General features: G+C 70.9%; 20 protein-coding genes and 2 pseudogenes. 11 read left to right on the forward strand and 11 right to left on the reverse strand.

Annotated elements, in window-relative coordinates; translation table 11 throughout:
- Positions 1–5: 5 nt before the first annotated feature.
- Both B4N89_RS51080 and B4N89_RS46775 read right to left on the reverse strand, forming a co-directional pair.
- Positions 6–470, reverse strand: coding sequence for a hypothetical protein (locus tag B4N89_RS51080; protein ID WP_201261214.1), 465 nt, complete (start codon positions 468–470; stop codon positions 6–8).
- Between the two features lie 42 nt (positions 471–512).
- Positions 513–1,477 (reverse strand): annotated as a pseudogene (locus tag B4N89_RS46775) (alpha/beta hydrolase).
- A 94-nt stretch (positions 1,478–1,571) separates the two neighbouring features.
- Between B4N89_RS46775 and B4N89_RS46780 the strand changes: the two are divergent.
- Positions 1,572–2,225: a TetR/AcrR family transcriptional regulator gene (locus B4N89_RS46780; RefSeq protein ID WP_078982795.1), complete on the forward strand. Its 654-nt coding sequence runs from the start codon at positions 1,572–1,574 to the stop codon at positions 2,223–2,225.
- Between the two features lie 1,131 nt (positions 2,226–3,356).
- Here B4N89_RS46780 and B4N89_RS46785 read toward each other — a convergent pair.
- From B4N89_RS46785 to B4N89_RS46795, 3 genes are all read right to left on the reverse strand, one after another.
- Positions 3,357–3,863, reverse strand: a complete 507-nt coding sequence (locus tag B4N89_RS46785; RefSeq protein ID WP_078982796.1) for a hypothetical protein — start codon at positions 3,861–3,863, stop codon at positions 3,357–3,359.
- Between the two features lie 160 nt (positions 3,864–4,023).
- Complete coding sequence (locus tag B4N89_RS46790; RefSeq protein WP_143658479.1) at positions 4,024–4,842, reverse strand: trypsin-like serine peptidase; 819 nt, start codon at positions 4,840–4,842, stop codon at positions 4,024–4,026.
- Positions 4,843–5,343: 501 nt separating this feature from the next.
- Positions 5,344–6,069 carry a TetR/AcrR family transcriptional regulator gene (locus B4N89_RS46795; RefSeq protein ID WP_201261215.1) on the reverse strand — a complete coding sequence of 242 codons (726 nt, stop codon included), beginning with the start codon at positions 6,067–6,069 and terminating at the stop codon, positions 5,344–5,346.
- Between the two features lie 104 nt (positions 6,070–6,173).
- On the opposite strand from B4N89_RS46795, the gene B4N89_RS46800 reads away from it, so the two are divergent.
- Entirely contained in the window at positions 6,174–7,298 is a 1,125-nt protein-coding gene (locus B4N89_RS46800) for an FAD-dependent oxidoreductase (protein ID WP_078982799.1), read from the forward strand.
- Between the two features lie 29 nt (positions 7,299–7,327).
- Here B4N89_RS46800 and B4N89_RS53275 read toward each other — a convergent pair.
- The 4 genes and pseudogenes from B4N89_RS53275 to B4N89_RS46825 form a co-directional block, all read right to left on the reverse strand.
- A pseudogene (locus tag B4N89_RS53275) lies at positions 7,328–7,683 on the reverse strand (winged helix-turn-helix domain-containing protein); the annotation flags it as partial.
- Between the two features lie 115 nt (positions 7,684–7,798).
- Positions 7,799–8,119, reverse strand: a complete 321-nt coding sequence (locus B4N89_RS46810) for a hypothetical protein (protein WP_143658480.1) — start codon at positions 8,117–8,119, stop codon at positions 7,799–7,801.
- Between the two features lie 1,044 nt (positions 8,120–9,163).
- Positions 9,164–10,258 (reverse strand): hypothetical protein, encoded by a 1,095-nt coding sequence (locus B4N89_RS46820; protein WP_078982802.1) that lies wholly within the window; start codon positions 10,256–10,258, stop codon positions 9,164–9,166.
- A gap of 275 nt (positions 10,259–10,533) precedes the next feature.
- Positions 10,534–10,836 carry a hypothetical protein gene (locus B4N89_RS46825; RefSeq protein WP_143658482.1) on the reverse strand — a complete coding sequence of 101 codons (303 nt, stop codon included), beginning with the start codon at positions 10,834–10,836 and terminating at the stop codon, positions 10,534–10,536.
- Positions 10,837–11,024: 188 nt separating this feature from the next.
- Between B4N89_RS46825 and B4N89_RS46830 the strand changes: the two genes are divergently transcribed.
- The 4 genes from B4N89_RS46830 (at position 11,025) to B4N89_RS46845 (ending at position 14,962) form a co-directional block, all read left to right on the forward strand.
- A complete protein-coding gene (locus B4N89_RS46830) occupies positions 11,025–11,465 on the forward strand; it encodes an ATP-binding protein (RefSeq protein WP_078982804.1) in 441 nt (146 codons plus the stop codon).
- A gap of 3 nt (positions 11,466–11,468) precedes the next feature.
- Positions 11,469–11,795, forward strand: a complete 327-nt coding sequence (locus B4N89_RS50535) for a hypothetical protein (RefSeq protein WP_161501082.1) — start codon at positions 11,469–11,471, stop codon at positions 11,793–11,795.
- A 917-nt stretch (positions 11,796–12,712) separates the two neighbouring features.
- Positions 12,713–13,690, forward strand: a complete 978-nt coding sequence (locus tag B4N89_RS46840; RefSeq protein ID WP_161501083.1) for a tetratricopeptide repeat protein — start codon at positions 12,713–12,715, stop codon at positions 13,688–13,690.
- A gap of 516 nt (positions 13,691–14,206) precedes the next feature.
- On the forward strand, positions 14,207–14,962 hold the full coding sequence (locus B4N89_RS46845) for a response regulator (RefSeq protein ID WP_101897625.1): 756 nt from the start codon (positions 14,207–14,209) through the stop codon (positions 14,960–14,962).
- Here B4N89_RS46845 and B4N89_RS46850 read toward each other — a convergent pair.
- The gene (locus B4N89_RS46850; RefSeq protein ID WP_235619401.1) at positions 14,866–15,540 is read right to left on the reverse strand and encodes a response regulator; all 675 of its coding nucleotides are present in this window, start codon (positions 15,538–15,540) and stop codon (positions 14,866–14,868) included. The two genes, B4N89_RS46845 and B4N89_RS46850, sit on opposite strands and share 97 nt — an antisense overlap.
- An 86-nt stretch (positions 15,541–15,626) precedes the next feature.
- Between B4N89_RS46850 and B4N89_RS46855 the strand changes: the two genes are divergently transcribed.
- From B4N89_RS46855 to B4N89_RS46865, 3 genes are all read left to right on the forward strand, one after another.
- Entirely contained in the window at positions 15,627–17,117 is a 1,491-nt protein-coding gene (locus B4N89_RS46855) for a sensor histidine kinase (RefSeq protein ID WP_235619402.1), read from the forward strand.
- 189 nt (positions 17,118–17,306) lie between these two features.
- Positions 17,307–18,092, forward strand: a complete 786-nt coding sequence (locus B4N89_RS46860; RefSeq protein WP_101897622.1) for a response regulator — start codon at positions 17,307–17,309, stop codon at positions 18,090–18,092.
- Between the two features lie 807 nt (positions 18,093–18,899).
- Positions 18,900–19,658 carry a MerR family transcriptional regulator gene (locus B4N89_RS46865; RefSeq protein ID WP_078982809.1) on the forward strand — a complete coding sequence of 253 codons (759 nt, stop codon included), beginning with the start codon at positions 18,900–18,902 and terminating at the stop codon, positions 19,656–19,658.
- 549 nt (positions 19,659–20,207) lie between these two features.
- Here B4N89_RS46865 and B4N89_RS46870 read toward each other — a convergent pair.
- Positions 20,208–21,005 carry a response regulator gene (locus B4N89_RS46870; protein ID WP_078982810.1) on the reverse strand — a complete coding sequence of 266 codons (798 nt, stop codon included), beginning with the start codon at positions 21,003–21,005 and terminating at the stop codon, positions 20,208–20,210.
- Between the two features lie 110 nt (positions 21,006–21,115).
- Between B4N89_RS46870 and B4N89_RS46875 the strand changes: the two genes are divergently transcribed.
- Both B4N89_RS46875 and B4N89_RS46880 read left to right on the forward strand, forming a co-directional pair.
- Positions 21,116–22,723 (forward strand): sensor histidine kinase, encoded by a 1,608-nt coding sequence (locus tag B4N89_RS46875; RefSeq protein WP_078982811.1) that lies wholly within the window; start codon positions 21,116–21,118, stop codon positions 22,721–22,723.
- Complete coding sequence (locus tag B4N89_RS46880) at positions 22,720–23,901, forward strand: PP2C family protein-serine/threonine phosphatase (protein WP_078982812.1); 1,182 nt, start codon at positions 22,720–22,722, stop codon at positions 23,899–23,901. The genes B4N89_RS46875 and B4N89_RS46880 overlap by 4 nt, the downstream gene beginning before the upstream one ends.
- Positions 23,902–24,333: the final 432 nt, after the last annotated feature.

The raw sequence follows: 24,333 nt of genomic DNA on the forward strand, positions 1-24,333 counted from the left end.
GATGATCAGGATTTGCGTGTGCGTGATACCGATCGCGGTCGTCTCCACAACAGTGCGACTGCCGCCAGGCCGGCGAGGCACGGAGCCATTCCGGCCCAACCCAGTGCCGACGGCAGTCCGGTTGCGCCGGAGGTGTCCCTCGTGAGCAGGCCGGTCAATCCGGCGCCGATGCCGAGCGCGAACATCACAATCGAGCCGGTCCGCGCCCACCGCCTCGCCTTGACGGCTCGGATCGTCCAGAGCCAGGCGAGGACGCCGAGTGCTCCGACGACGGACAGCAGGACCAGGTAGGCGGTGACGGCCGACTCGACCCGGGCGTCGGTGTACATGGGATAGCCGGCGCGGATGTGGTCGGCCAGTAGGTGGCTGGTGGCGCGGTCCGCGTACGGGGCCGCCGTCGCCAGGACGGTGAGCGCCAGTCCGATGTACATCGCGCCGATTGCCCGCCGCTCATGGGGTGTGGAGGTCATCCGTCTGCCTTTCGTCCGCCTGTCATGGGCATCGTTCCTCCGTTACGTGATGAGGGCCGCGCGGAGGAATTCGAGGATCTCCGCCCGAGCCGCCCCGGCCTGTGATTCGACGCCCGGCAGGGTGAGGAACGCGTGCCGTGCCCCCGGGTGTTCGGTGAGCCGCACGGGCGTCCCGGCCGCGCGCAGCCGCTCGGCGTAGCGGCGGCCGTGGTCGGCGACCGCGTCTCGGGTCGGCACCCCACGACCAGTGCGGGGGCGAGACCGCCCAGGTCGTCCGCGTACAGCGGTGAGACCGCGCTGGCGTCGGATCCCGGCGGGACGGCGAGCCGCTGGAAGAACTGCAGTTGTGGTACGGCAAGGCTCGGGCTGTATCCGTACTGGTCGATCGAGAGGTGGTCGTACATCGTTCCGGTCACATCGACGGCAGGGTTGACCAGCACCTGTGCCTTGAGCCGCAGGCCGGCCTCCCGGGCCCGGATGGCCGTCAGGGCGCTGATGAGCGCGCCGCAGCTTTCGCCGAAGACAGCCGTGCGCGACGGGTCGACGCCCCACTGCCTGGCGTGCCGCACCACGTGCCGGAGTACGTCCCAGCCGTCGTCGGCGGCGTTCGCCGGCGGGCTGTCCGGGCCGACGAGGCGGTGCTCGACCGAGACGACGACCGCGGGCAGGTGGACGGCGTGGTGGCTGTTGATCCAGTCGCACTGCGCCGCCGTGCCCACGAAGCTGCCCCCGTGCACGTGGACCGCGGCTGGCAGATCGGGCCGGGTATGGGCCTCCCCGTCGCCCGTCGGCAGCGGCCGGTACACCCGGACGGGCAGGCGGCGCCCCGGCAGCACCAACTCGGTCCAGCCCACGGCCGCGGCGGGGTCCGGCTCTCCGAGGATCGCCCGCGCCGCGGTGGAGGCCCGCCAGGCGTTCTCCGCGTCGCGGTAGGCGAACAGTTCGTCGGTGGTGATCGCGGAGAAGTCCGGCTCTGGCGGCCACTGCGCAGTAGAGGCCTCGTTCACGTCTCTCTCCTCCGGTGTGCTGCAAACCTACGATGTAGATTTGCACCACACTGTAGATTCTACGTTGTAGGTTTGCCAAGGAGGAGGAGCGGACATGACCGGACGCAGGCGCGGTACGTCCGCAGGACTGGATCGCGGACAGATCGCCGTCGCCGCCGTCGCCCTGGTCGACCGCCACGGCCTTGACCGATTCGGGGTACGGCGACTCGCCGACGACCTCGGAGTCGACCCGATGTCGATCTACCACCACATCAAGGGCAAAGCGGCGCTGCTGGACGCGATCTGCGAGGCCGTGATCGCCGAGGTGGAACTCGGCGACGACCAGACGACGCAGGACTGGGAACAGGCGGCCCGCCGAACCGCGCACAGCTACCGGCAGATGGCGTACCGGCACCCACGGGTGTTCCCGCTGCTGGTCACCCGCCCCCAGAGCTCGCCTGTGGCCCTGGCCGTCCTGGAGCGCCTGGTGGCCGCAATGCGCCGGGCGGGCCTGCCGGATCAGGTCACTGCCGATGCGCCGGTCACGCTGTTCGGCTTCCTCAACGGTTATCTGACGGCAGTCCTCAGCGGGGGCCCCGACGGCCCTTCTCAGATGCCCGCGCTCGACTCCTCCGCATATCCGACCCTGGCCGCCGTCGCGCATTTCCAGGCCGACTTCGGATCCGCAGCGGAGTTCGAGCGACTCCTCGACACCGTCCTGTGCGGAATCCGGCACCAGGCAGCACGCCGCTCGTCGGAGACGCCATAGCCGGCCAACCTACGGATGTCCTCTGGTCGCGCCGTCGCCTGTACGGCGTTTCCGGGCACACGCACAGCCTCGCACGCGTCGGCGACAAGTATGGCGATCATGCCCTGCCCGTCCAGGGCGAGGTCCGTGGGCCACGGGAGTTCGACGTACGTGTCGAACCGTGTCCGGGCCGGATCGGACCGCAACACCACCCCGCGTTCGCCGGAGAGGGAGTGGTACAGGCGGCCGTCGCCGTCGAGGGTCACACCGTAGGGCCATGCCAGAAGGCCGGGCGGACCGTGGTACTCGAGGTTCAGGAGCGCGGGACCGCTCCCCGGGCGGGCCGCGGCCACCCCCACCTGATCGCCGATCCGGCCGACGAAGTACAGGGTCCTCTGCGCGTCGACCGCCATCGCGGACAGGCTCGGGACGCCGAACAGGGTGGTGATGGTCCCCTGCGGGTCGATCACGCGCACCCGACACTGGATCTCCTCCGGGCGGCTCGGGTCGTAGCCGGCGATGTACACCGACCCGTCCGGGGCGACGGCGAGTTGCGTCATGTCCGCGATGCGGGCCCGGATCACGGGCAGGTTGTCGCCGTCGTCGCCCTGTTCGCCGGTACCGGCGAAGGTGATGATGCGGCCGGGCTTGAGAACGGTCATGACACATCGCCTTTCACATGCGGGGTTGGACGGGCCTCGACGCCCGGCGAGCGCATCCGACACGCGTGCCCGACATGCGCGCGTCCCCGGGATCGGGCCCGCGGGGCCGGCACGCGCCCGGTCGCGTGCGGGGAACTCCCGCCCGCCGGGACGGTCCGGGAACAGGTTTCGGTCCGGGGCTTGGGACTTCGCACGCTCGCCCGGACCGGCGCCGCGCGCCGACCCGGCCTTCGATCACGGGGTGGCGGGCGGGAACCCGGTCGGGTTACCGCCCGCGCACTGCGAGGCCGGGCGGCGGCGGTCCGCTCCCATCCCCCCGTTCGCCACCTGCGGTGCCGGGCGGGGAACGGACGTCGACGCAGCCGGCAACGGCAGCACGCGGGCTCGCCGTTCGCGCTGGACGGTCGCGAATCACGACGTCGAGGCGGGCACCGGGCGGTCCCGGATCCCAGACACGGTGCGGGGGGAAGAAGCGCGGGAAGTGGCGGTGCTATTCCTGCAGGAGGGTCCACGACTGTCGGGGCGTGGGTGCGGAGCCGAGGGGGGTGAGGGTGACGTAGGCGTCGTGGTCGTTCGTCTGCAGGGCCCTGCTCTCGTCGTCCTGGGGCACGATCGTGGTGTATTCCTGGGAGACGTCGACGATCCAACGCTGGGAGGAGACGTCGCGGTCGCAGTGCGTCAGCAGCACCGTCCCCTTGGGCGAGCCCAGATCGGTCAGGCAACTCACGTCGCCCCAACGGATCGTATAGATGCCGACACCCTCACGGGTCTCCCCCACCTCCTTGAACGTCCAGTCCTGGTGAACGTTGGACGGGGCGGTCTGCACGTGCGGACTGTGGGTGTGGTCGAGAAACTCGCCGTTGCCCTGATTTTGGACCTTCACGGTGAACTCGAAGCTCAAGATGTCGGCGGTCGCGACACCCGCACCGCCCCACGCCGTGCCGGCGAACGCGGCCGCGGAGGTGACCACGGCGATCGCCGTCTTGGTGATGTTCATGGGAATGCTCCTCGCTATGTTCTCCGGGCGCCCTGCGACGCCGGGCCGTACCCGCCGTCCCGCCTCGGGGAGGCGTGATGTCGTGAAATGCGGCGGCGGACGGCGAGGGTCTCGTCGTGTGGCGACGGGCGACCGTCCCGGCCGGGTCGGGCGCGGTCGGTCAGCCGTCCTTGGTCGCGCGGGCGATCAGGGCGGTCAGGGCGTCCGAGACGGGCGCCGCGCCGGTGGCGTGCCAACTTCCCTTGATCCAGACGACGTTGAGGACACCGACGACCCTCCACACGCCGGCGTCCTTGGCGTCGCGGACCACGACCGGGCCGCCGCTGTTGCCGTCGTAGCCCAGACAGGCCTGCTCGTTCCTCAGATCGGACGACGCGTCGGTACCGGCCTTCCACACCCCCAGGGCGCAGTAGCGCTGGGTGGCCTCGTCCTCGTCCGCGTAGCGGGGCGGGCCGGGGTAGCCGACCAGGCGACCCTGGACCGACCCTCCCGCCGGCACGACCTGCGGGTCGAGGCCGCCGACGACGTCCTCGATCGGCTTGTCGATGCTCCCGCCCTGGGACTTGGCGTGGTCCTCGACGGTGAACACGGCGATGTCGTAGTGGTCGGGATGCGTGGCCTTCGCGGACGATCCGTCCTCGTACTCGGGCGGGATGTACGCCTTCTTGCGGGTCCAGACGCCGTACTTCTCCTGGTCGACCGGCTTGTTGCGGCCGGTGGAATCCTCGCCGCGGGCGGGCACGAACGACAACTCGTCCGCGCCCTTCCACTTCCTCGTCTTCTGGTCGTAGACACAGTGCGCGGCGGTCAGCACCAGGTTGCGATGCGTCGAGCGGATCACCGCGCCCGAACACGCCTGTGCCGACGCGTCGTCGATCACGAACATCTTGCCGGTGACCCTGCTCCACGTCGCCCCGCCGTAGGGGTCGGCGGTGAGTTGGTAGCCGTTCTCGTCCGGCGCGTCGACGGGCACGGGCACGGGACGAGGCGGTACCTGCGGAGATGGCGAGGAGGGACATGCGGGCACCTTCCCGAAGGAGTCCAAGGTGATCGGGCACGAACACGTGCCGGCGAAGTGTCGGGCGAGGGCGGAACTCGCGCCATCGGCACGGCGGTCGACGCCGGGATCGACCGGGACCGACGGATCCGCGTCCGGGGGCCCGTCGGTGCAACGTCCGGCCCGGGTCACCGCGTCTGCGCCGGTTCGGCGGGTGAAAGATCGCACACAGGCCGAGGGCGGTGCGTGCGGATCACGAAGCGATCGCTCCGCCCCTCGAATGTCGAGGTGGCTTACACCATCCAGAGCAGCACTACGCCAACCGAACGGATAGAAGATGAGTGTGGATTCACTCGAATGCCATGACTACGTAGTTCTTCCGGACAGTCTTGCGCAGGATCCGTGGTCCAACTCCCGGGCGCGGAGCCGGGATCGGCGGCATTGGGACTGTCGCGGCTCACCGTGGCCACCGCATTCCGCAGGTCAACCGGATGCGGGCCGCAGATTGTTCATGAGCAGGCCGAGGGCGAACTCGAAGCGGTCGTGTCCGGTGCCGGAGATCAGCTCGGCGGCATGGCGTCGAGTCAAAGGGAATTTCTCGGCGGGCAGTGCGGTGAAGCGGTCCAACAACTCCGTGTGGCTGAGCACCCATTCCTGATCCTGGTGCCGGCGCCGTTGCCGGACCAGCGACTGCTCCAGTGCATAGGCGCTGACGTAGAGGGACAGCGCGTCGCGGGCCCATCCGGCCGTCCTCGGTTCGATGCCGCCCGCGAGCAGGATCGCCAGGATTCCTTCGCCGACCCGCAGCGTTGCCAGGTTGGTCGACACCACGGCCAGCGCGGCGCGCGAGACTCCGGGGTATTTCAGGTACAGGTCGCGGATCTGCGTGTACACAGCGAGCAGCTGCTCGCGCCAGGCAGCCGGGTCCGGTTCGGGGAGCACGACCTCGGCGTAGAGCCTGCCGATCAGCAGATCGTCGATGTCGTCCTTGTTGACGATGTGCGCGTACAGCGACGACGGGCCGGTGCCGAGCACGGCGGCGACCCGACGGATGGTCAGCGCGTCATACCCCTCAGTGGCGACGACTTCCAGGGCGGCGTCGGTGATCCGTTCGACGGTGATCGGCTTCCTGCGTGGCGCCGACGCGGCGGTCTCCGCTGCGGGTTGGGCGTGGCGAGCTGCGCGGCGTTGGCGGGGATCGGCGGACATGCCGACCACTATACCTTGACACGATCTAAGTTCGTTGAGTAGAACTTAGTTCGTCAGAACCACGAACTAAGTTCGTAGCGATGCCCCAGAGGTGTGTGGAAGTGATGCGAGTTTCCGTTGTCGGAGCCGGTCTGGGAGGTCTGGCTCTCGCGCAGGGTCTGCGTGGTGCCGGGATCGAGGCCGACGTGTTCGAGCGCGACCCGGGGATCGTCGCACGATTCCAGGGCTACCGGCTCGTGCTGAACCAGACCGGTTTCCAGGCGGTGCGCGACTGCCTGCCGACGCGCTGGCACCCGCTGCTGGGCGAGATCGTCATGGACGCCTCCGCCGAACAGCTGATCCTGGACCCGCGGCTGAACGAAATCGGCAGGCTCGGCGCGGGCCGGACCGGCATCGTGGTCGACCGGCAGGTGCTGCGACACCTGTTGCTGACGGGCCTGACCGTGCACACCGATGCCGCGCTGACCGGCTACGACGTGCCGGCCGACGGCAAGGTCCGAGCCCGGTTCGCCCGCCGCGACCCGGCCACCGCCGACCTGCTCGTCGGAGCGGACGGCATCACCTCCGCGGTCCGCGCGGTGCTCTCACCGCAGACCACCCCGACCGACACCGGCGTCCGGTTCGTCATCGGCCGCACCCCGCTGACCGACGAGTTCGCCGGCCTGTCCAAGGCCTACGGCTCGAAGATCACGGGCGACGGAGTCAGCCTGCTGCTCGGCGCGATGCGCTTCCGTACCCCGCCGAAGCAGGCCGCCGAGCAACTGGCCCCCGAAGTCACGCTGCCCGACATCGGCGACTACGTGCGCTGGGCCATGATCCTGCCGCAGAACGGCTCGCTGGAGGACTCGACCGCGCAGGACGCCGTGCTGTCCAGGATGGAAGGTTGGCACCCACAACTCCGCGCGCTGATCGAGCAAGCCGACCCGGACAACAGCACGCTGCTGTCCATCCGGGTGGTCAAGCCCGGTGAGCGCTGGGCGTCCGGCCCGGTCACACTGCTCGGCGACGCGATCCACGCCACCTCCCCGACCGGCGGCAACGGCGCGAACACCGCGCTGCGCGATGCCGACCTGCTGCGCCGCTGCCTGATCGAGGCAGGCGAAGGCCGCCGGGATCTGCTCGGCGCGGTCGACGACTACGAGCGGCAGATGTTCGAGTACGGCGCCGAGGCCGTGCGCAGCAGTCTCGAGAAGCTGCCCGCCTACGCCCCCGAAGCGAAACTGTCCTGAGGCCGCAATTCACCTGTGCGATCGACCGGACCCACCCGGTCGTGGACATGAACGGCGTCGTACAGATGCTGGTGGATCAACCGCGTGCGTCGGCCGAACCGGCAACACACCAGACCGGCGAGCGAGATGCGTCCCGAGCCGTTCCCGCCGACGGGGACGACGGGCGGGTGGCCCCGCCGGGACCAGGTACGCGCCTTCGGCGGACGCAGCGTCTGACCGGCCTCGTCCGCGAAGCACAGCCAGGCGCCCCGGTCCCACACCGTCTTTCCACGCGGGGCCACGTCTCCTTCACCCAGGTGGCCACCGCCGCCTCGTCGCGCTCGACGGCGCGGTGCACCGGAGCCTGCGGCGTCCAACCCATCTGCCGCAGGATCCGCCAGGTCTGCGGGTCAGGAGCTTCAGGTCGCGAGCGACGCGCTCGGCCACGACGGTGAGGTCGTTCGCGGTCCACTGGTGGGCCGTCCCGATCGCATCAGCGCTCGTGGTCCGGGACTTGCCCTTCATCCGGAATGCACCGGACTAGGCTCCTCCGCCAGGGGTGGGAGGGGCAGGGTTTCGCTGTCCAGGTCGAGGTGGCGGTCCAGGTATTGGGCCAGGGTCTGCCACCACAGTCCCGCCGGACGTGCCACCAGCAACACCCGCGCCCGGCGGCCCTGCGCGATGGAGTGCGTGAGCAGGGCCGTCAGGTCGACGGCCGGCCATCGCTCCGCGTAGTCGACCACCAGCAACACTCCCGTCGACCCCGTGTCGCGGTCGAGACCGGCATCACCCGACGCGGCGCCCGCGGGGGCGGGATCGCCCGCGTGGCGCGCCTGCAACACCCCCCCCAATCACCGCCGCGGGCACGGGTATCGGCGGCGAAACGGGTCGCCAACCTGGTCTTGCCCTGACCACCCGGACCGTGCGACAGCAGCACCGACACCCCGGCCGGACCGTCACGCCACACGGCCAACCGTTCCAACTCGTTCCGGCGGCCGGTGAACCCCACCAACGCGTACCGCGCCTGCAACAACCGGGCGGGCTGGGCCCGTGCACGCGCCGCGGTCGGCGGCGCCGGGCGCTCGGCGGGGAAGGTCTCCACCCGGTACACCGGCCATTCCACGCTCGTGTGCGTGGTGATGTGCACGTCACCGGTAATGCCGGAGACCTGGTTCACCGGCCCGTACACCACCGAACCCGCCACCCACTGGCCCGGCCGCACCCCCGCCGCCGCCGGAGCGCCCCGCCCGGCCGCGACCTCGCCGGACCCGGGTCCGGGGGTGGGCGGGGTGTCGCGGCGGAACCACCGACCGAACCTGCGGCCGGGGCCGGTCACGGGCCCTCCTCGATCTCGACGTCCCCACCGGTGCCACGGACCTGGTCGACCGGCCCGGCGACCGTGCTGTCGCGCGCCCGCTGCCCGTCGTTTGCACCGCAGACCAACCGGCGGGATCGGCGCGCCGATCCGCGCGCGGGTACACGTCTTTCGTTGGAGCGCCAGAACACGCCAGGCGCCGCCGCGATCCGGGCTCCTTCTCACGTTCACGACACACGGCGACGGGCAAACGGTCCGTCGGATCGGGGCCGGACGCGGGCTCGGCGCGCGGGTCGGGCGCGGATGAGGATGGCCCGTTTTCGGGCCTGCTGCTGGGGAAAACCCCGGGCCACACGGTCAGGATTCAAATTCTCGGATTCTGCAAACCCAATGGTCAACACATGATCGATCGACAGGACCTTTCAAAACAGCCGGAACGGAGCAACCGAAACGGGCGACGGAACGCTCCTCCAGAGACGGCCGAGACGTCATCGAGAGGGCTGGGGCCCCGAACACCGGACCCCCGGCCGCACAAGCGGCTGCGACCTGCTCGTCCCGAGACTCCGCAGACTCAGGGGATCGGTCCGGTGAGGTGGTGGGCCAGGTCCGGGACCAAGGGAGGGAGTACGGCGCCGGCGCCGGTGATGCGGAACTCGGTGATCGTGGCGGGACATCCGTCGCCGACGAGCCGTGCCACCGCGGCGAGACGGTGGTTGCCGTCCAGGACGAGGATGCGATCGGGGGCGACGGCCCAGGTCGCGAGCGTGAGGTGGATGGGGCCGCTGATGGCCCGGGCGGAATACCAGTCCTCGACCGCGGTGATGCGGGCATCGCGTCCGGGCGCCACCAGTGTGCGGTCGTGGACCGCCTGCTCGTGCCGGATTGGGTGGGCGCCGGGATCGTCGTGGTCGACCTCTCCCCGCGACGGGAACGCCGGGTCGTGGTACCAGGGCGAGCGGTAGGGAGCCAGGGCGGCCAGGTCGCGAGGCTCGATCACCGTCTGCACGCGCTCGATCCGTACCCCTCCGCCGGGTGCGTCGACGAGGCGGGCGAATCGATCCCAGTCGAGCCGGACACGGATCCGATCCCGACCGCGCGTGTAGTGGTGGTGAAACACCTCGAAGGGCACCCGGGTACCCGTGAAGGCGCCCAGGCGGCGGGTCACGGGGTCGATCGTGGCGGTCCGGTGCGCGCGCACGATCGCGGATCGCCGCGCGGCCACCCGCGCGGCTTCGGCCAGGCGCGATACGACGTCGTGGAAGCGGTCCCATTCGTCCCCGGTCCAGGTGGCGTGGAGGTCCAGCGACGTGGCGAGGCGGCGCTCGATCTCGTCGAGGACGGCGCCGACGGTTTCCAGGTACTCCGTCTGCATGGTGCCTCGGGCCAGCGGCAGCAGGGCCATGCCCGCCCGGGCGTCGTAGCAGACGCGCACGATCTCGCCCGAGGACGAGCGGTTGCGCAGGTGCGGGACCTGCGCGGACAACACGGCGACCTTCTCGACGAGTTCGAGGTCGGCCAGTGCTTCCTGGATCAGGCTCTGGCGGCGGGCGAGCAGAATGCCGACGGTGACGGTGACCAGGGCGCCGAGCACCACGCTCGACGCCCAGTCCGCGAGACTCCATGCCTGACCGCGCCAGGCGAGGACCGCGTCGAGCGCCACCGCCACGACAGGAACGATTGCGAGCGGCCAGTAACCGCTCACGAAAGAACGCACGTTCGCCACACGTCCCCCTCGTCACCCACCCCGCGCACGTGCGTCAAGAATGGCAAGCGGACCTGCCCCGGGGAACCCGTCCGCCCTCCCGACCCCGCTCGGGCCACGTCACCTCGACAGGACCGGCCCGTACAGGCCCGGTGTGTGGTCGGCGACCACCCGCTCCACGGCAGCCTGATCCCAATGGGCACGGCGGGTGTCGCGGGGCGGTCGGAGTCACGGGCCGGTCACCGTCGGCCCGAGTGGGCTCCGCGACGGGGGTCACGGTCGGACGATGGGGGGATGACGGCGAAGACGCAGGCGTGGGTGGGCGGTGTGGTGGCGGGTGCGGCGCTGGTGGGATTGGCGGTGTACCTCGTGGTGGTGGGGTTGGACGAGGCGGACAAGTGGGCGAGCGTGCTCGGGTTGTTCGTGGCGTTGGTCGGGTTGGTGGTCTCGGTGGTCGGGGTGTGGCGCGAACGCCCCGCGTCGGGTGGGCAGTCGGTGACCGACAGCGTGATCGGCGGCGGCATTGCGCAGGTGTCCGGCACCGGGGGGAACGTGCGGATCGTCCGCCTCGGCACCGGGTCCCGCCCCCGCCCCCGGCCGGGCCGGGCACACCGCCGCCCGCGGGCGGCGCCGCGCCGTCGGACGGGCAGCGGGTGCACGGCAGTACGGTCTCCGGGCCGGTCGAGCAGGTACGGGACACCGGTGGGGACGTCGACATCGAGGAGGCCCCGTGACCGGCCCGCGACGCGGATCCGGGGAGGGCGGGGCCGGGGCGGGCATTCCGGCGCGGACCGCGGGGGCGCGGCCGGGGCAGTGGGTGGCGGGGTCGGTGGTGTACGGGCCGGTGACCCAGGTGTCCGGCGTCGTCGGGGACGTCCACGTCACCGCGAACACCGGCGCGGAGCGGGCGCTGTACCGCGTCGACGCCTTCCCGAAAGAGCATGCGGCGCCGACCGTCGCGCAGGCACGGGCGCAACCCGCGCGTTTGCTGCAGGCACGGTATGCACTCATCGACTTCACCGGGCGCGGCGCGGAGTTGGCGCGGCTGACCGCGTGGCGCGATGGTCCGGGGGCGGTGTCGGTGCTGCTGGTACATGGGGCGGGTGGGCAGGGCAAGACGCGGTTGGCCGCCCGCTTCGCCGCCCACACCCGCGAGCGCAGCGGCGGGTAGGAGGTGTTGCAGGCCTGGCACGCCTCCGACCCCTCCCCCGCGGACGCGAACGCTTCCTCGGGGGCCGGTGGCCTCGGGCAGGGGCCGGCCCGCGAAGGAAAGTTGGCGGCGGGGGTGTTGCTGGTGCTCGACTACGCGGAACGGTGGCCGGTGACCGACCTGCTCACGCTGCTTGCCCACGCCGCCGGGCAGGGGCGTCGGGCGCGGGTGCTGCTGGTGGCGCGTCCGGCCGGGTTGTGGTGGCAGACCCTGGCGCATCGCCTGGACCGGCTCGACGTGGACACCGACGTCTTGGCGCTGCCTCCGCTTTACCGAGGACGAGGGCACTGACGCCGATGCGCTGTTCGCGGCGGCCCGGGATCGGTTCGCCTCCGCCCTGGACGTGCCCGATCCGCACCGGATCGCCGCGCCCGCCGCGCTGGGGGATCCACAGCGGTTCGGGCAGGTGCCGGCCGTGCACATGGCCGCCTTGGCCGCCGTCGACGCCCACCGCACCCGCACTCCCACCGACCTCGACGCGCCAGGGCGGATCTCCGGCTACCTCCTGGACCGCGAACGCGACCACTGGCAAACCCTCCACGAGAACCGGCGCGTGTCCGTCCCCGCCGAGACCCTCGCCCGCACCGTCTACACCGCCGCGCTGACCGGCGTGGTCCAACACGACGCCGGCCACGCCGCGCTCGTCGCGATCGGCGCCTGCACGGGCGAGACCGTCGACCGCGCCCTGACCGACCACGCCGTCCCGTATCCGCCCGCCGACCCGCACGCCGGGACCGTCCTGGAACCGCTGTATCCCGACCGCCTCGCCGAGGACTTCCTCGCGCTGACCACCCCCGGCCACCACCTGGCCCACGCCATCCCCGATCCCTGGGCCACCACCGCACCCACACGCCTGCTCCACGACACACCCGACGCGCACACCGGCACCACCACGGATGCCGTGGAGCGGGCTGTTGGTCGGGTCCGTGCCGCCCTCGCCGTCCTGGTCGCCGCCGCGGCCCGCTGGCCGCACCTCGTCACCACCCAGCTCGTGCCCCTGCTCACCGCCCGCCCCACCCTCGCCCTCCACGCCGGCGGCGCCACTCTCACCGCCCTCGTCACCCTGGACGACCTGCCCGTCGAAGTCCTGGAAGCCGTCGAGGTCAACCTGCCCGAAGGCCGGCACGCCGACCTCGACCCCGGCATGGCCGTTCTCGCCGCCCGCCTCACCGCCCACGTTCTCGCCGCCACCACCGACCCCGGTCCGCTTGAATCCGACCCCGGAGTACGCCTCCGGCCTCGACTTCGAAAACAAACGCGAACGACTCGGCCTGTACGACCCCGAGACGCTGCACGCGTTGCATCGGTACGCAGTCGCAGTGGGTGCCGTACCCGGCCGGACCGACGACGCCGTCGAGCTGCTGACCTGGCTGGTCGGGGCCCGAACGGACGACGAGGAGAACAGACTTGCGGTCTTGGACGACCTCACCAGGCTGCTCCAGGACGGCGGCCGTCCCGTCCCCGCCGAACGGTGGCTGCGCGAAGCACTGTCGGGCTGGACGCGGCTGCCCGGCCCGAGCGATCCCCGGCCGTTGCAGATCGCATCGAACCTGGGTATGGCGCTGCTCGACCTCGACCGTCGGGAAGAAGCCGAGAGTCTGATGCGGGACACCGTGGCCCGCTACACCCGTACCCTCGGCGCCACCCATCCCGACACGCTGAGAAGCAGGGACATCCTGGCGGGCTCGTTGCGCGGCTCGCCCACCCGGCTCGCCGAGGCCGAGCACATGTACCGGGCGATCCCGGCCGACGTCGACGGCACAACCGCCCCGGCCCTGATCGCGCAACACAACCTCGGTGCCGTGCTCACCCGCCAGGGCAACCACGACGAGGCCCTGCGTACAGCGAGCTGGTCGGCGCCCGTTCGGCTTTTGGGGGACGACCACCCGGACACGTGGGGTGCCTGGGCCAATAGCGCCGTCGTGCTCCACACCCTCGGCCGCATCACCGAGGCCGAGACGCTCCTCACCGAAGTTCTCCACGCATACCGGCGCATCCACGGCCCTCGGCACGTGGCGACCCTCGAGGCGCAGGTCGACCTGGCGGCGATGAGAGCCAACCAGAGCCATAATGCGGAGGCGGCGCCGCTGCTGCGGGACGCGATCGAGGGCTACCGCAGCACGCACGGCCCGAGCCACCCGATCGTCGGCGAACTCGCGGGCGTCCTTGCTCGGATGGGCGACTGAGCACCCGACCGCGCGACCCCTTCACGCGCGAGGCGCCACGGGCTCCGGATCCGTGTCCTCGGTCGCCACGCGGCTACCGATCGGCCCGGCGCGTCGGGCCGATCGGCATCAGCGTTTCGCGGTCACGGCGGTGGAACGCTGCCGGGTTCCGGCAACGATGGCGCATACTCCCTCACGGCGTGGAGTTCGGCGCACCGCTTCCCGGCGGGAGAGTTGCTCGCTGTCGGCCCATTCGGTGGCCGGGTGTCCGTGGTCGGCACTTCGCGCAGTCAGAGCCACCGCGTCGTTCGGCACGGCCATCGAATATTCTCCACGTCTTTATGCGGAACGCGGCCGCTTGCCCGGGCCCCGCGCCGCATCGGCGCAATGTGAACCCTGCGGTCATCGGGCCGGGGCAGCGGCCCCCGGTGCGGCCGGCACAACGGTCCTTCGCCGACGCGCGATCGACGGGTCGGCTGGGGGTGGGGTGGGCACCGGTGGTGGTCCGCCGGGCCGGTGCTGCGTAGGGTGAAGTCCATGCCGAGAGATTTCGCCTCCGCGTTGACCGAGGACGAGATCGCGCGGCTGGCCGACGCAGCCGTCGACGATCTTGCCCGCCGACTCGCTGATCGCGTCTTCGACGCGGGCGACGCGGGTGCGTTGACCCGTCTGCGGATCCTGGCCTACCTGGGCAGGGCCGTCGAGCGGCGCGCCGCCGGCGAGGCCGCGGTGGCCGCCGCCACCGGGGCGAACTACCCGCAGTTGGGGGAGGCCTGGTGGATGAGCCGGCAGGCCGCGCGGCAACGCTGGCCGGGGCTGGTCTTCGCCGCCACGCCCGATTCGCGCCCCCTGCCGGAGGACGACCCTCCCTCGACCGCGGGGGTCTACGACGTGCTCCTGGTCGAGGACGACCTCGCCGACGGGTTCCTCATCGAGGAGGGGCTGCGGACGCAGGGCAGGGCCCGGGCGGTGCATCGCGTCGAGGACGGCGCCGCCGCCATGGATTACCTGCGCGCCGCGTCGAGCACGCGTCCCGACCTGATCGTCGTGGACCTGAACGTGCCCCGGATGAGCGGTCGCGAACTGCTCACGGCCCTGAACGACGACCCGAACGTGCGCGCGATCCCGGTGGTGGTGCTCACGAATTCCACCGCGCCCGCAGACGTCGCGATGGCCTTCGACCTCCAGGCCAACGCCTATGTCACCAAACCGGCGCGTGCGGAGGACTTCCTGTCCGCGATCCGCGGGATCGACGCGTTCTTCCACGATGCCCCGGCTTCCGCAGCCACATAGCTAAACTGCGCATCCCGTCTCGTCCCCCGACCGCGGCCGGCTCGCGCGAACTCGTCGAGGGAGACCGGCTTCGTCACGTAGGCATTGGCGTGTTCGCCGCACGCGCCCGCCACGTGCTTCGGCGCGTCCGAGGTGGTGAGCATCACCACCGGGATGGTCCGCAGCTCCCGCTCCTGCTTGAGCACGGCCGAGAGCTCACGGCCGCTCATCCTCGGCATGTTCAGGTCCAACACGATGAGGTCGGGGCGCCCGACGTCCGGTGTGTGCAACCGCTCGAGGGCCTCCACCCCGTCGATCACACGGGCGATCCGGCGGGCGGTGCCCAGGTGTCGGAGGGAATCCTCGATCAGGAACGCGTCCGCCGCGTCGTCCTCGACCGGCACAACGTCGTACGTGCGGCCCACCGGAACCGCGTTCATGGGTACCTCTTCGCTCGACGCGTCGGCCGGCGACGACGCATGGGCTTTCAGCGTAGGCGGCCCGCCTCCCCCGTGACAACGTAGCTTGTCGCCGGCGTAGGGTTGCCGTGCGTCGGGCCCGGCGCGCAGGAGACGAGAGGGCGCGGCCGATGCGATCACGCGAACACTCACGCCGAGCCGGCGGCGCCCCCGGGGAGGACCCCGAACCGCCCCCGGCTCCCGCGCCTGGCCGGCCGTGGTCGACCATGCGATGGCTGCGCGTCGGCGTGGCGTCGGCATTGGTCGTCCTGGCCGCGCTCGGCGTGCTGGGGGCGTGGGTGTTCGTCCACTCCACCGGCGTCAACGGCCGGCTCGTGGACCGCAGCACGCCCGCGCTGATCGCGTCCGCGCGCCTGGAAGCCGCGTTCGTCGACCAGGAGACAGGGATCCGCGGTTACGCCCTGACCGGCAAGCCCGAATACCTGCTTCCCTACGAGCAGGGCCGCATCCGGCAGGAGGCCCAACTGCGCGTGCTGCGCCGGGTCACCGCGGCCGACTCCCGCGCCCGCGAGGATCTGGCGGTCGTACTCGCCCACGTCGAGGGCTGGCGGACGCTGGTCGCCGACCCGATCGTCGCCGCCCCGCCGGGCATTCCCGTCCCCGAAGCCGCCGACCGACAGGGCGCAGCCAAGGCGGCCTTCGACGAGTTGCGCGCCGCGACCGCGACCCAGCAGGCCCACCTGCAGGCCGATCGCGACCACGCACGCGGGGACCTCGACGATGTGCGGCTGCTGCGCACCTGGGTCTTCGCCGGGATCGCCGCCGTCATCGTGCTGCTGGCCCTGCTGGTCTTCGAGGGCCTGCGGCGCGGCGTCACCCGGCCCGTCGCCGGTCTGGTCCACGACGCCGAACGCGTCGCCCACGGCGACTTCGCACACCCGATCACCGAACTCGGCCCCGCCGACATCCGCGCCCTGGCCCACGCGATGGAGGCCATGCGCCGCCGCCTGGCCGACGAACTCGCCTTCGCCGACCGCGCCCGCCGACGCCTCGACGAACAAGCCCTCGACCTGCGCCGCTCCAACGCCGAACTCGAACAATTCGCCTACGTCGCCTCGCACGACCTCCAGGAACCACTGCGCAAGGTCGCGTCCTTCTGCGGACTCCTCCAAAAGCGCTACAGCGGACAACTCGACGAACGCGCCGACCAGTACATCCACTTCGCCGTCGACGGCGCCACCCGCATGCAGACCCTCATCAGCGACCTCCTGAAATTCTCCCGGGTGGGCCGCGTCGACACCAAGGTGGTGGACGTCGACCTCGAATCCGTGTTCACCACCGTCGTCGACGACATCGCCGTCGCGATCCAGGAGAGCGATGCCCGGATCGAACACGACCCGCTGCCGCGCGTCCAGGGCGACCCCACGCAACTCGCTCTCCTGCTACAGAACCTGCTCGTCAACGCGATCAAGTTCCGCGACCTCGAACACGCGCCGCTCCTGCGCATGAGCGTCGAACGCGACGGCCGGATGTGGCGCTTCGCTCTCACCGACAACGGCATCGGCATCGCCCCCGAATACGCCGACCGCATCTTCGTCGTCTTCCAACGCCTGCACACCCGCGAGGCATACCCCGGCAACGGCATCGGCCTGGCCATGTGCAAGAAGATCGTCGAATTCCACGGCGGCCGCATCCACCTCGACCCCGACCACACCGAAGGCACCCGCATCGTCTTCACCCTCCCGGCCGACGCGTGACCACACCCGCCCCACACAGGAACCGCCCCGGGCCTACAGTGCTCGTCGTTCCCCGATCCGGCGCGAACGTCGGGTGGGGACGCCACGCTCGCACGAGGTACGGTCACCCCGCGGCCGCGCCGCCCGGGCCCCGGTGGTCGCCCCCGGAAGGGCGAGGCGAAACGCCCTCGGCCGCGTAGGGTGTCCGGCATGGCCAGGAACGACTTCCCCTCCGCATTGACCGAGGACGAGATCGCCCGCCTCGCCGACACCGCCGTCGCCGACCTCGCACGGCGACTGGCCACACGTGTCTTCGACTCCGGTGACCGGGCGCGCGACAACGACGCACTCGGGCGCCTGCGCATGCTCGCGCACCTGTCCCGGGCCGTCGATCGCAACGCCGCGGAGGAGGCCGCGGCAGCCGCCGCCGCGGGCGCACGCTACCCGCAACTGGGCGACGCCTGGTACGTCACCCGCCAAGCCGCCCGCCAACGTTGGCCCGGCCTGGTCTTCACCGCCACACCCGCCTCCCGGCCCCTTCCCCGCGGGGCCGGAACGCCGGACGGCGCCGACCACTACGACGTGTTGCTCGTGGAGGACGACCCGGCCGACGGCATCATCATCGCCGAGGGCCTGCGCGAACAGGGCACCGTGCGCACGGTCACGCGCGTGGACGACGGGCGCGCCGCGCTGCGGTTCCTGCGCGAACAGGGCAACGCCCGCCCCGCCCTGATCGTGATCGACCTGAACATACCCCGGATGAGCGGACAGGAACTGCTCACCGTCCTGAGCGACGACCCCGCGCTGCGGGCGATCCCGGTCGTCGTCCTCACCAACTCCGACGACCCCCGCGACGTGCACACCGCATTCGACCTCCACGCCAACGCCTACGTCACCAAACCGGTCAGACTCGACGACTTCCTCGCGGCCGTCCGCGGCATCGACACCTTCTTCCACTCCGCCCGTCGCGAAACGACGCCGCCACCGACGTACTGACCCCCGATACCGACCCCCGCCCGCCGCGACCAGATCGTGCGACTTTCGGGACGGGGGCCGCTCACCCGGGACCGTGGTGGCGGACAGCGCAGCCCCGCCTATCACCCGGCACCACTCACACCCTGGTCCGTGAGGGACGCGCGCTGCCCCCGGATCGGTCGGCAGCCGCCGTCGACCGGCACGAATTCGATCGGACCCGGCGTCGCAAAGTCGTCCAGCCGGAGTGGAGTCCGCCCAAGTCGGGGTGGCGGAAGGGCTCGTAGCGCGGCCGGTACGCGTCCCACCGGACAATCAGGGCAGCACACGCCCGGTTCGCCGAGTTCGTCCCGGCGCGCTGTCCATTCCGGTGACGGCTCCAATCCGGACGACGGAGTCGGCACGAGCAACGCCTCGATCGCGGCCCGCGCCCGACCACGATCGACCGGACGAACCGGGGCTCCCCCCGATGCCCGTGGCAACTCGCGCACGGCGGCCGGAAGCAGCGGCTCCCCGCCGCCGGCCGATCGCGGGCTGGGACTCTGTTCCCCTTGCCGATCCGCCGGCCCCCGGCGAGGAGAGCAGCGCCTGGCTCTGTTCTCGAGAGACGACAGCGTTTCTACGGCGGTTCGGGAGGCACCGGGGCTCTGGGCCCGGGCCGGATGTTCACGGGTTTCGGCAGCGAGAGGCTGTTCGGCTGGGTTGTGGACCGGGCGCGTTCGATTGCGAGGATCTTGGGTCTCGGGGTTGAGGTTGCCGTTGCGGCAGCTCCTACCGTCGTGACCAGGGCCGGAGAAACCGGCCCGGCGACACACATGTGCGGGAGTCGTGATGGACTGGCCGATCTCAGAGGTGGCCCGGATGTCGGGCGTGACCGCCCGGACACTGCGTCACTACGACGAGACGGGCCTGCTGCCGCCGGCCCGGATCGGAGCCAACGGGCACCGCTATTACGAGCAGGGTCAGCTGCTGCGGCTGCAACAGATCCTCTTGTTGCGGGCGCTGGGCGTCGGGCTGCCGGAGATCGACCGGATCCTGTCGGACAGGGTCGACGAGGTGGACGCCCTGCGGGGCCACCACCGGCGCCTCCTCGCGGAACGGGACCGCCTCGACACACTGGCCGACACCGTATCCCGCACAATCGCCGAACTGGAGCAGTCCAGGAAGGACGGCAACCCCATGACCATCAACCGACCGGAAAACCTCTTCGAAGGCGTCACACCCTCCCATTACGAGGAGAACATGCGCGACTTCCCCGAACTCGCCGAAGAGATCGCACAACGCGCCGACGCAATGAGCCAGGCCGACGCCGACGCCGCGCACCGTGAGCGCACCGCGCAGATGATCCGGCTGGCCGAACTCATGGCCGCAGGCCACCCGGCCGACGCCGACCCGGTCCAGGCCGAGATCGACACCCAGTACCGGGCACTGACCGCACTGCACGCGGTCACCGCCGAGGACTACCGGGCCATCGGACGCTCCGTCGTCGACAACGAGACGTGGCGCGCCGCATACGAGGCCGTTGCTTCCGGCCTGGCCGCGTACCAGCGCGATGCCATCGAGGTCTACACCACCACCCGGCTGAACTGAGACACGACGCAACCGCCATCGCGAGGAAGAGTCGCGATGGCGGTTGCGTCGCGTCCCGGCGGTCCGGCGATGTTCGATCCCGAGGACCGGCCGCGGCCGCCTCAACACGGTGCCGCCCATTCCCGTGAACAACGACTTCCCTCACGAAAGACCGCCTCCCAACGCGCTGAATAATCGCTGTCGGAAGTCGTGAACAAAGCCACAGCGCCCCTGTCGCCGTCTCGCCTCATACACCTCTCCCGGTACGTCCGTCCGGCGCCCATCGGCCGGCGGCATCGAGGCGAGAACCGCCCGCGTGCGTCCGACACCGCGCGATCGAGACGCCCGACGGCTCGACCGGCTCCGTCATCGCGTCGCCCCATCTATCGGGAGACACCCACGGCGTCCGGGGTGAAACGGTGCTCGGGGCCCGTACGCCCGACGCCGCCGGGAATCGGCCCCGGCTCGAAACACCTTTCGCCGAGGTTCACCCGTCGTCGGGCGGGGACGACGGCGGGCCATGGGCACGCGACTCCCTTGCCCCCCTGCGTGCGGTCGCGGAGGTGGGCGTCACGGGCGTCGGGTGGGATCCTCCGCGGTGGTTCCGGCGGAGGCCCGAGTGGCGGTGCCCAGGTAGAAGGTGTCGATGCTCTGCACGGCCCGCTCGAATTCGTCCAGATTGACCGGCTTGGCCACATACGCGTTTGCGTGGCTGCTGTAGGCGCCGCTGACGTCGTCCGGCGCGGTGGAGGTGGTGAGGACGACCACGGGGATGACCTGCAGGTCGGCATCGCTCTTGAGGATCTTGAGCAGATCGCGGCCGTTCATGCGGGGCATGTTCAGGTCCAGGACGATGAGTTCGGGACGCGCGTTGTCCGGGTCGCGCAGGTATTCCAGGGCGGCGACGCCGTCGGTGACCCGGATCAGGTTTCGGGCGCCGCGCTCGGAGAGGGCCTCCTCGATGAGCATGGCGTCGGCGATGTCGTCCTCGACGAGCAGGACGTCGAAGGGTCGGGTGGGGACGGTCATCGTCGAATGCTCCGTGGGTGTGTCGTTCGAGTGGTGGAAGAGCCCCGGCCAGCGACGGCGTGCGCCCTGGCGGGTCAGGCCGCAGGCGGCCCCGATCTGCGGATAGCCGGCTCCCGCGCGCGCCGCGTCGACGGCCGCCTCCCGCTGGAGCCGCTCCGTGGCGTACCGGACGCGATCCAGCGTATGCAGCAGCGCCAGTGCCCGCGCCGCACCGTCCGGAGACGGGGAGGTCGGCGTCTGCGTCAGGCGGTCGGTGAGATCCCGAACGAGGGCGTCGACCTCCGCCTCGGCGGCGGCCGTCGTCGGCGGGACGGCCCACCGCACGTTGTTGCCTGACATAGGGGGCACTGTAGGCCCCGGGCCGACCCGCGACAACAGCGGTTGTCGTGTCCGTCTAGAGTATGCCGACCGTACGCGACGGCGAGAGCGCCCCGGCGAGGAGTCCACGGATGAGCAGTGATGACACGCGACCGCCCGCCGGGGGGCTCTCCGCGTGGACGACCCGACGGTGGCTCCGGGTGGGGGTGGCGGTGTCCCTGGCGATCCTGACCGTCCTCGGGGCGACGGGCGCATGGATTCTGGGACGGACGGGGACCATCAGCAACGACCTCGCCGACGTGCGGTCCCCGGCCCTGTCCGCCGCGTTGCATCTGGAATCGGCCGTGCTCAACCAGGAAACCGGGATCCGCGGATACGGGCTCACCGGCTCCCCGGAGTTCAAGGGCCCCTACGAGCAGGGACGCCTCGAACAGGACGCCGACATCCGACAGTTGACGAAACTGCTCCAGGACGACGCCGCCGCCCTGGAGGATCTCGGGGCGGTGCGCGGCGCCGTCGAACGGTGGCAGGACAGGATCGCCGGCCCCATAGCCGCCTCCCCTCCCGGATCCCCGTCGCCGGCGGCTTCCGAACGAGCCACGGAGGGCAGGACGGCCTTCGACGCGGTTCGTGTCGCATTGGCCCGCCAGCAGGAGCGCCTGCGCGCGGACCGCGACCGGGCCCGGAACGAGTTGATGTCCACCATGACGCTGCGGAACTGGGTGTTCGGCGCGATCGCGGTCTTGATCGTCGCCTTGGCGGCGCTGGTCTTCGAGGGACTGCGCCGCGGTATCCGCATCCCCTTGGAGCGGTTGGGAGCGGACGCTCGCGTCATCGCCGGGGGCGACTTCGAGCACCCGATCGCCGCGACCGGGCCGGCCGATCTGCGGCGCCTGAGCGCGGAGATCGACTTCATGCGCCGGCGACTGGTGCGCGAGTTGGCGTTCGCCGAACAGACGCGGTTGCGTCTGGACGCCCAGGCGGCGAATCTCGAGCGGTCCAACACGGAGTTGGAGCAGTTCGCGTACGTGGCCTCGCACGACCTCCAGGAGCCGTTGCGCAAGGTCTCCAGTTTCACCCAACTGCTCCAGCGACGCTACGGCGGGCAACTCGACGAGCGGGCCTCGCGGTACATCGACTTCGCGGTCGACGGAGCGAACCGCATGCAGATCCTGATCAACGACCTGCTCGAATTCTCCCGCGTGGGGCGGGTCCACAACGCGCACCACAGCGTTGACCTGGACGACGTACTGGAACAGGCGCTGTCCGCGCTGAGCATCTCCGTCGAGGAGACCGGGGCGACGATCACCCACGACCGGCTGCCGACGCTGACCGCCGACCCCACCCAGATCGGCATGCTCTGGCAGAACCTGATCTCCAACGCCGTCAAGTTCCGCCGCCCGGACGAACCCCCACGGATCCACGTCACGGCGTCGCCCGAGGGCGAACTGTGGCGGTTCACCGTCACCGACAACGGCATCGGCATCGGCCCCGAGTACGTCGACAAGGTCTTCGTGATCTTCCAACGGCTGCACACCAAGGACGCCTATCCCGGCAGCGGCATCGGCCTCGCGATGTGCAAGAAGATCGTCGAGTTCCACGGCGGCACGATCGCCGTCGACCCCGACCACCGCGACGGCGCGCGCATCACCTTCACCCTGGCGACCCAACCGCCCCCGGAGCCGGACGCGTTGGTCATCCCCCAGGCGACCCGCGCCGGCGCGGAAACGACGTCATGAGCGCGGGCGTCGACGAGGCCGGGTATCGCATCCTCCTGATCGAGGACGACCCGGGCGACGCGCTGCTCGTGGAGGAACTCCTGCGCGACACGGCTCTGCGTTTCGATCTGACGATTCGCACCACGCTGGCCGAGGCGCGGGTGGAACTGGCGAAGGACACGATCGACTGCATCCTCCTGGACCTGCATCTGCCCGACGTCTCCGGTACGACCGCGGTCGGCATGGTCCGGGACCTGACCCCGCACACCGCCGTGATCGTCCTGACCGGGACGGCCGAGGCCCAAGCCGCCGCCGAGGCCATGGCCGCGGGCGCCCAGGACTACCTCGTCAAGGGACGGGTCGAGTCCGAACTCCTGTACCGCACGGTGCGCTACGCGGTCTACCGCAGCAGGACCGAACGCGCCGTCGTCGAAACCCAGGCCGCCCGCCTGCGCGCGCAGGAGAACGCCCGCCTCGAACGCGGCCTGCTGCCCCGACCCCTGCTCGACACCTCCACGGTGACCGTCACCTCCCGCTACCTGCCCGGCGCCGACAGAGCCCTCCTCGGCGGGGACTTCCTCGACGTCGTCGAAAGCGACGACAAACTCCTGCACGCCATCGTCGGCGACGTGAGCGGACACGGCGCCGACGCCGCCGCACTGGGCGTGTGCCTCAGGATCGCCTGGCGCTCCCTGGTACTCGGCGGACACCGCGGCGGCGACCTCCTGAACCTGATGGAGCGCATCCTGATCGCCGAACGCGGCGACCAACCGCTGTTCGCCACCTGCACCCTGCTGACCCTCGACGAAACCGCCGCAACCGCCACCCTCCACCTCGCCGGCCACCACGAACCCCTGCTGACCACCGACGAGGGCACCCACGAGGTGACCGCCGCCCACGGCATCGCGCTGGGCATCATCCCCGGCGAACACAGATGGCCCGCCACCGTCGTCCCACTCCCACCCAGGGGAGCCTTGACGCTGTACACGGACGGCCTCACCGAAGGACACAACGGCGCCGACACCACACGCCTCGGCGTCGACGGACTGCTCGCACTCATCAAAAACCTTCCCTCCACCCCGCCGGACATCCACGTCGACCTGCTCATCGAACAAACCCACGCCCTCAACGCCGGACGCCACACCGACGACCTCGCGGTCCTGCGCCTCGACTGGGACACCCGACTTCACCGGATCTGAGAAGCGGCGCGAGACACGGAAACGGCAAGCCCCGCCTACGTACCGACCGGTCCGCCGCTCACCCGACTTGTACAGGCGGTCGCGGGCGGGTGTCACCCGGTGCCGTCGTCGGGGGTTTGTGACCCGTGGAGAGCCCTCGGTGAACGGTTCACCGTTCAGGGGTCGGCGTATCTCGCCGGCACCATCCGGATGCGCGCTGTCGATCGCCCACGGGACCGGACCCACAGGTTCGACGAACCGGCCGGTCGAATCCACGCCGAACCTCGGCAGCCTTTCGATCTCTTCTCCCCCTCCACGTTTCCGATTCTCTTCCCCCAACTGATCGCCTGTCTTTCGGCCGCGGCGCGGCCGTGCTCGGTACCGTTTCGTACGAACGACGATCCCTGCGCTGGGCACTGCCACACCCCAGGCGTTCCGCTCCCCCAGACCCAC

Source organism: Embleya scabrispora, from assembly GCF_002024165.1.
GTDB lineage: Bacteria > Actinomycetota > Actinomycetes > Streptomycetales > Streptomycetaceae > Embleya > Embleya scabrispora_A.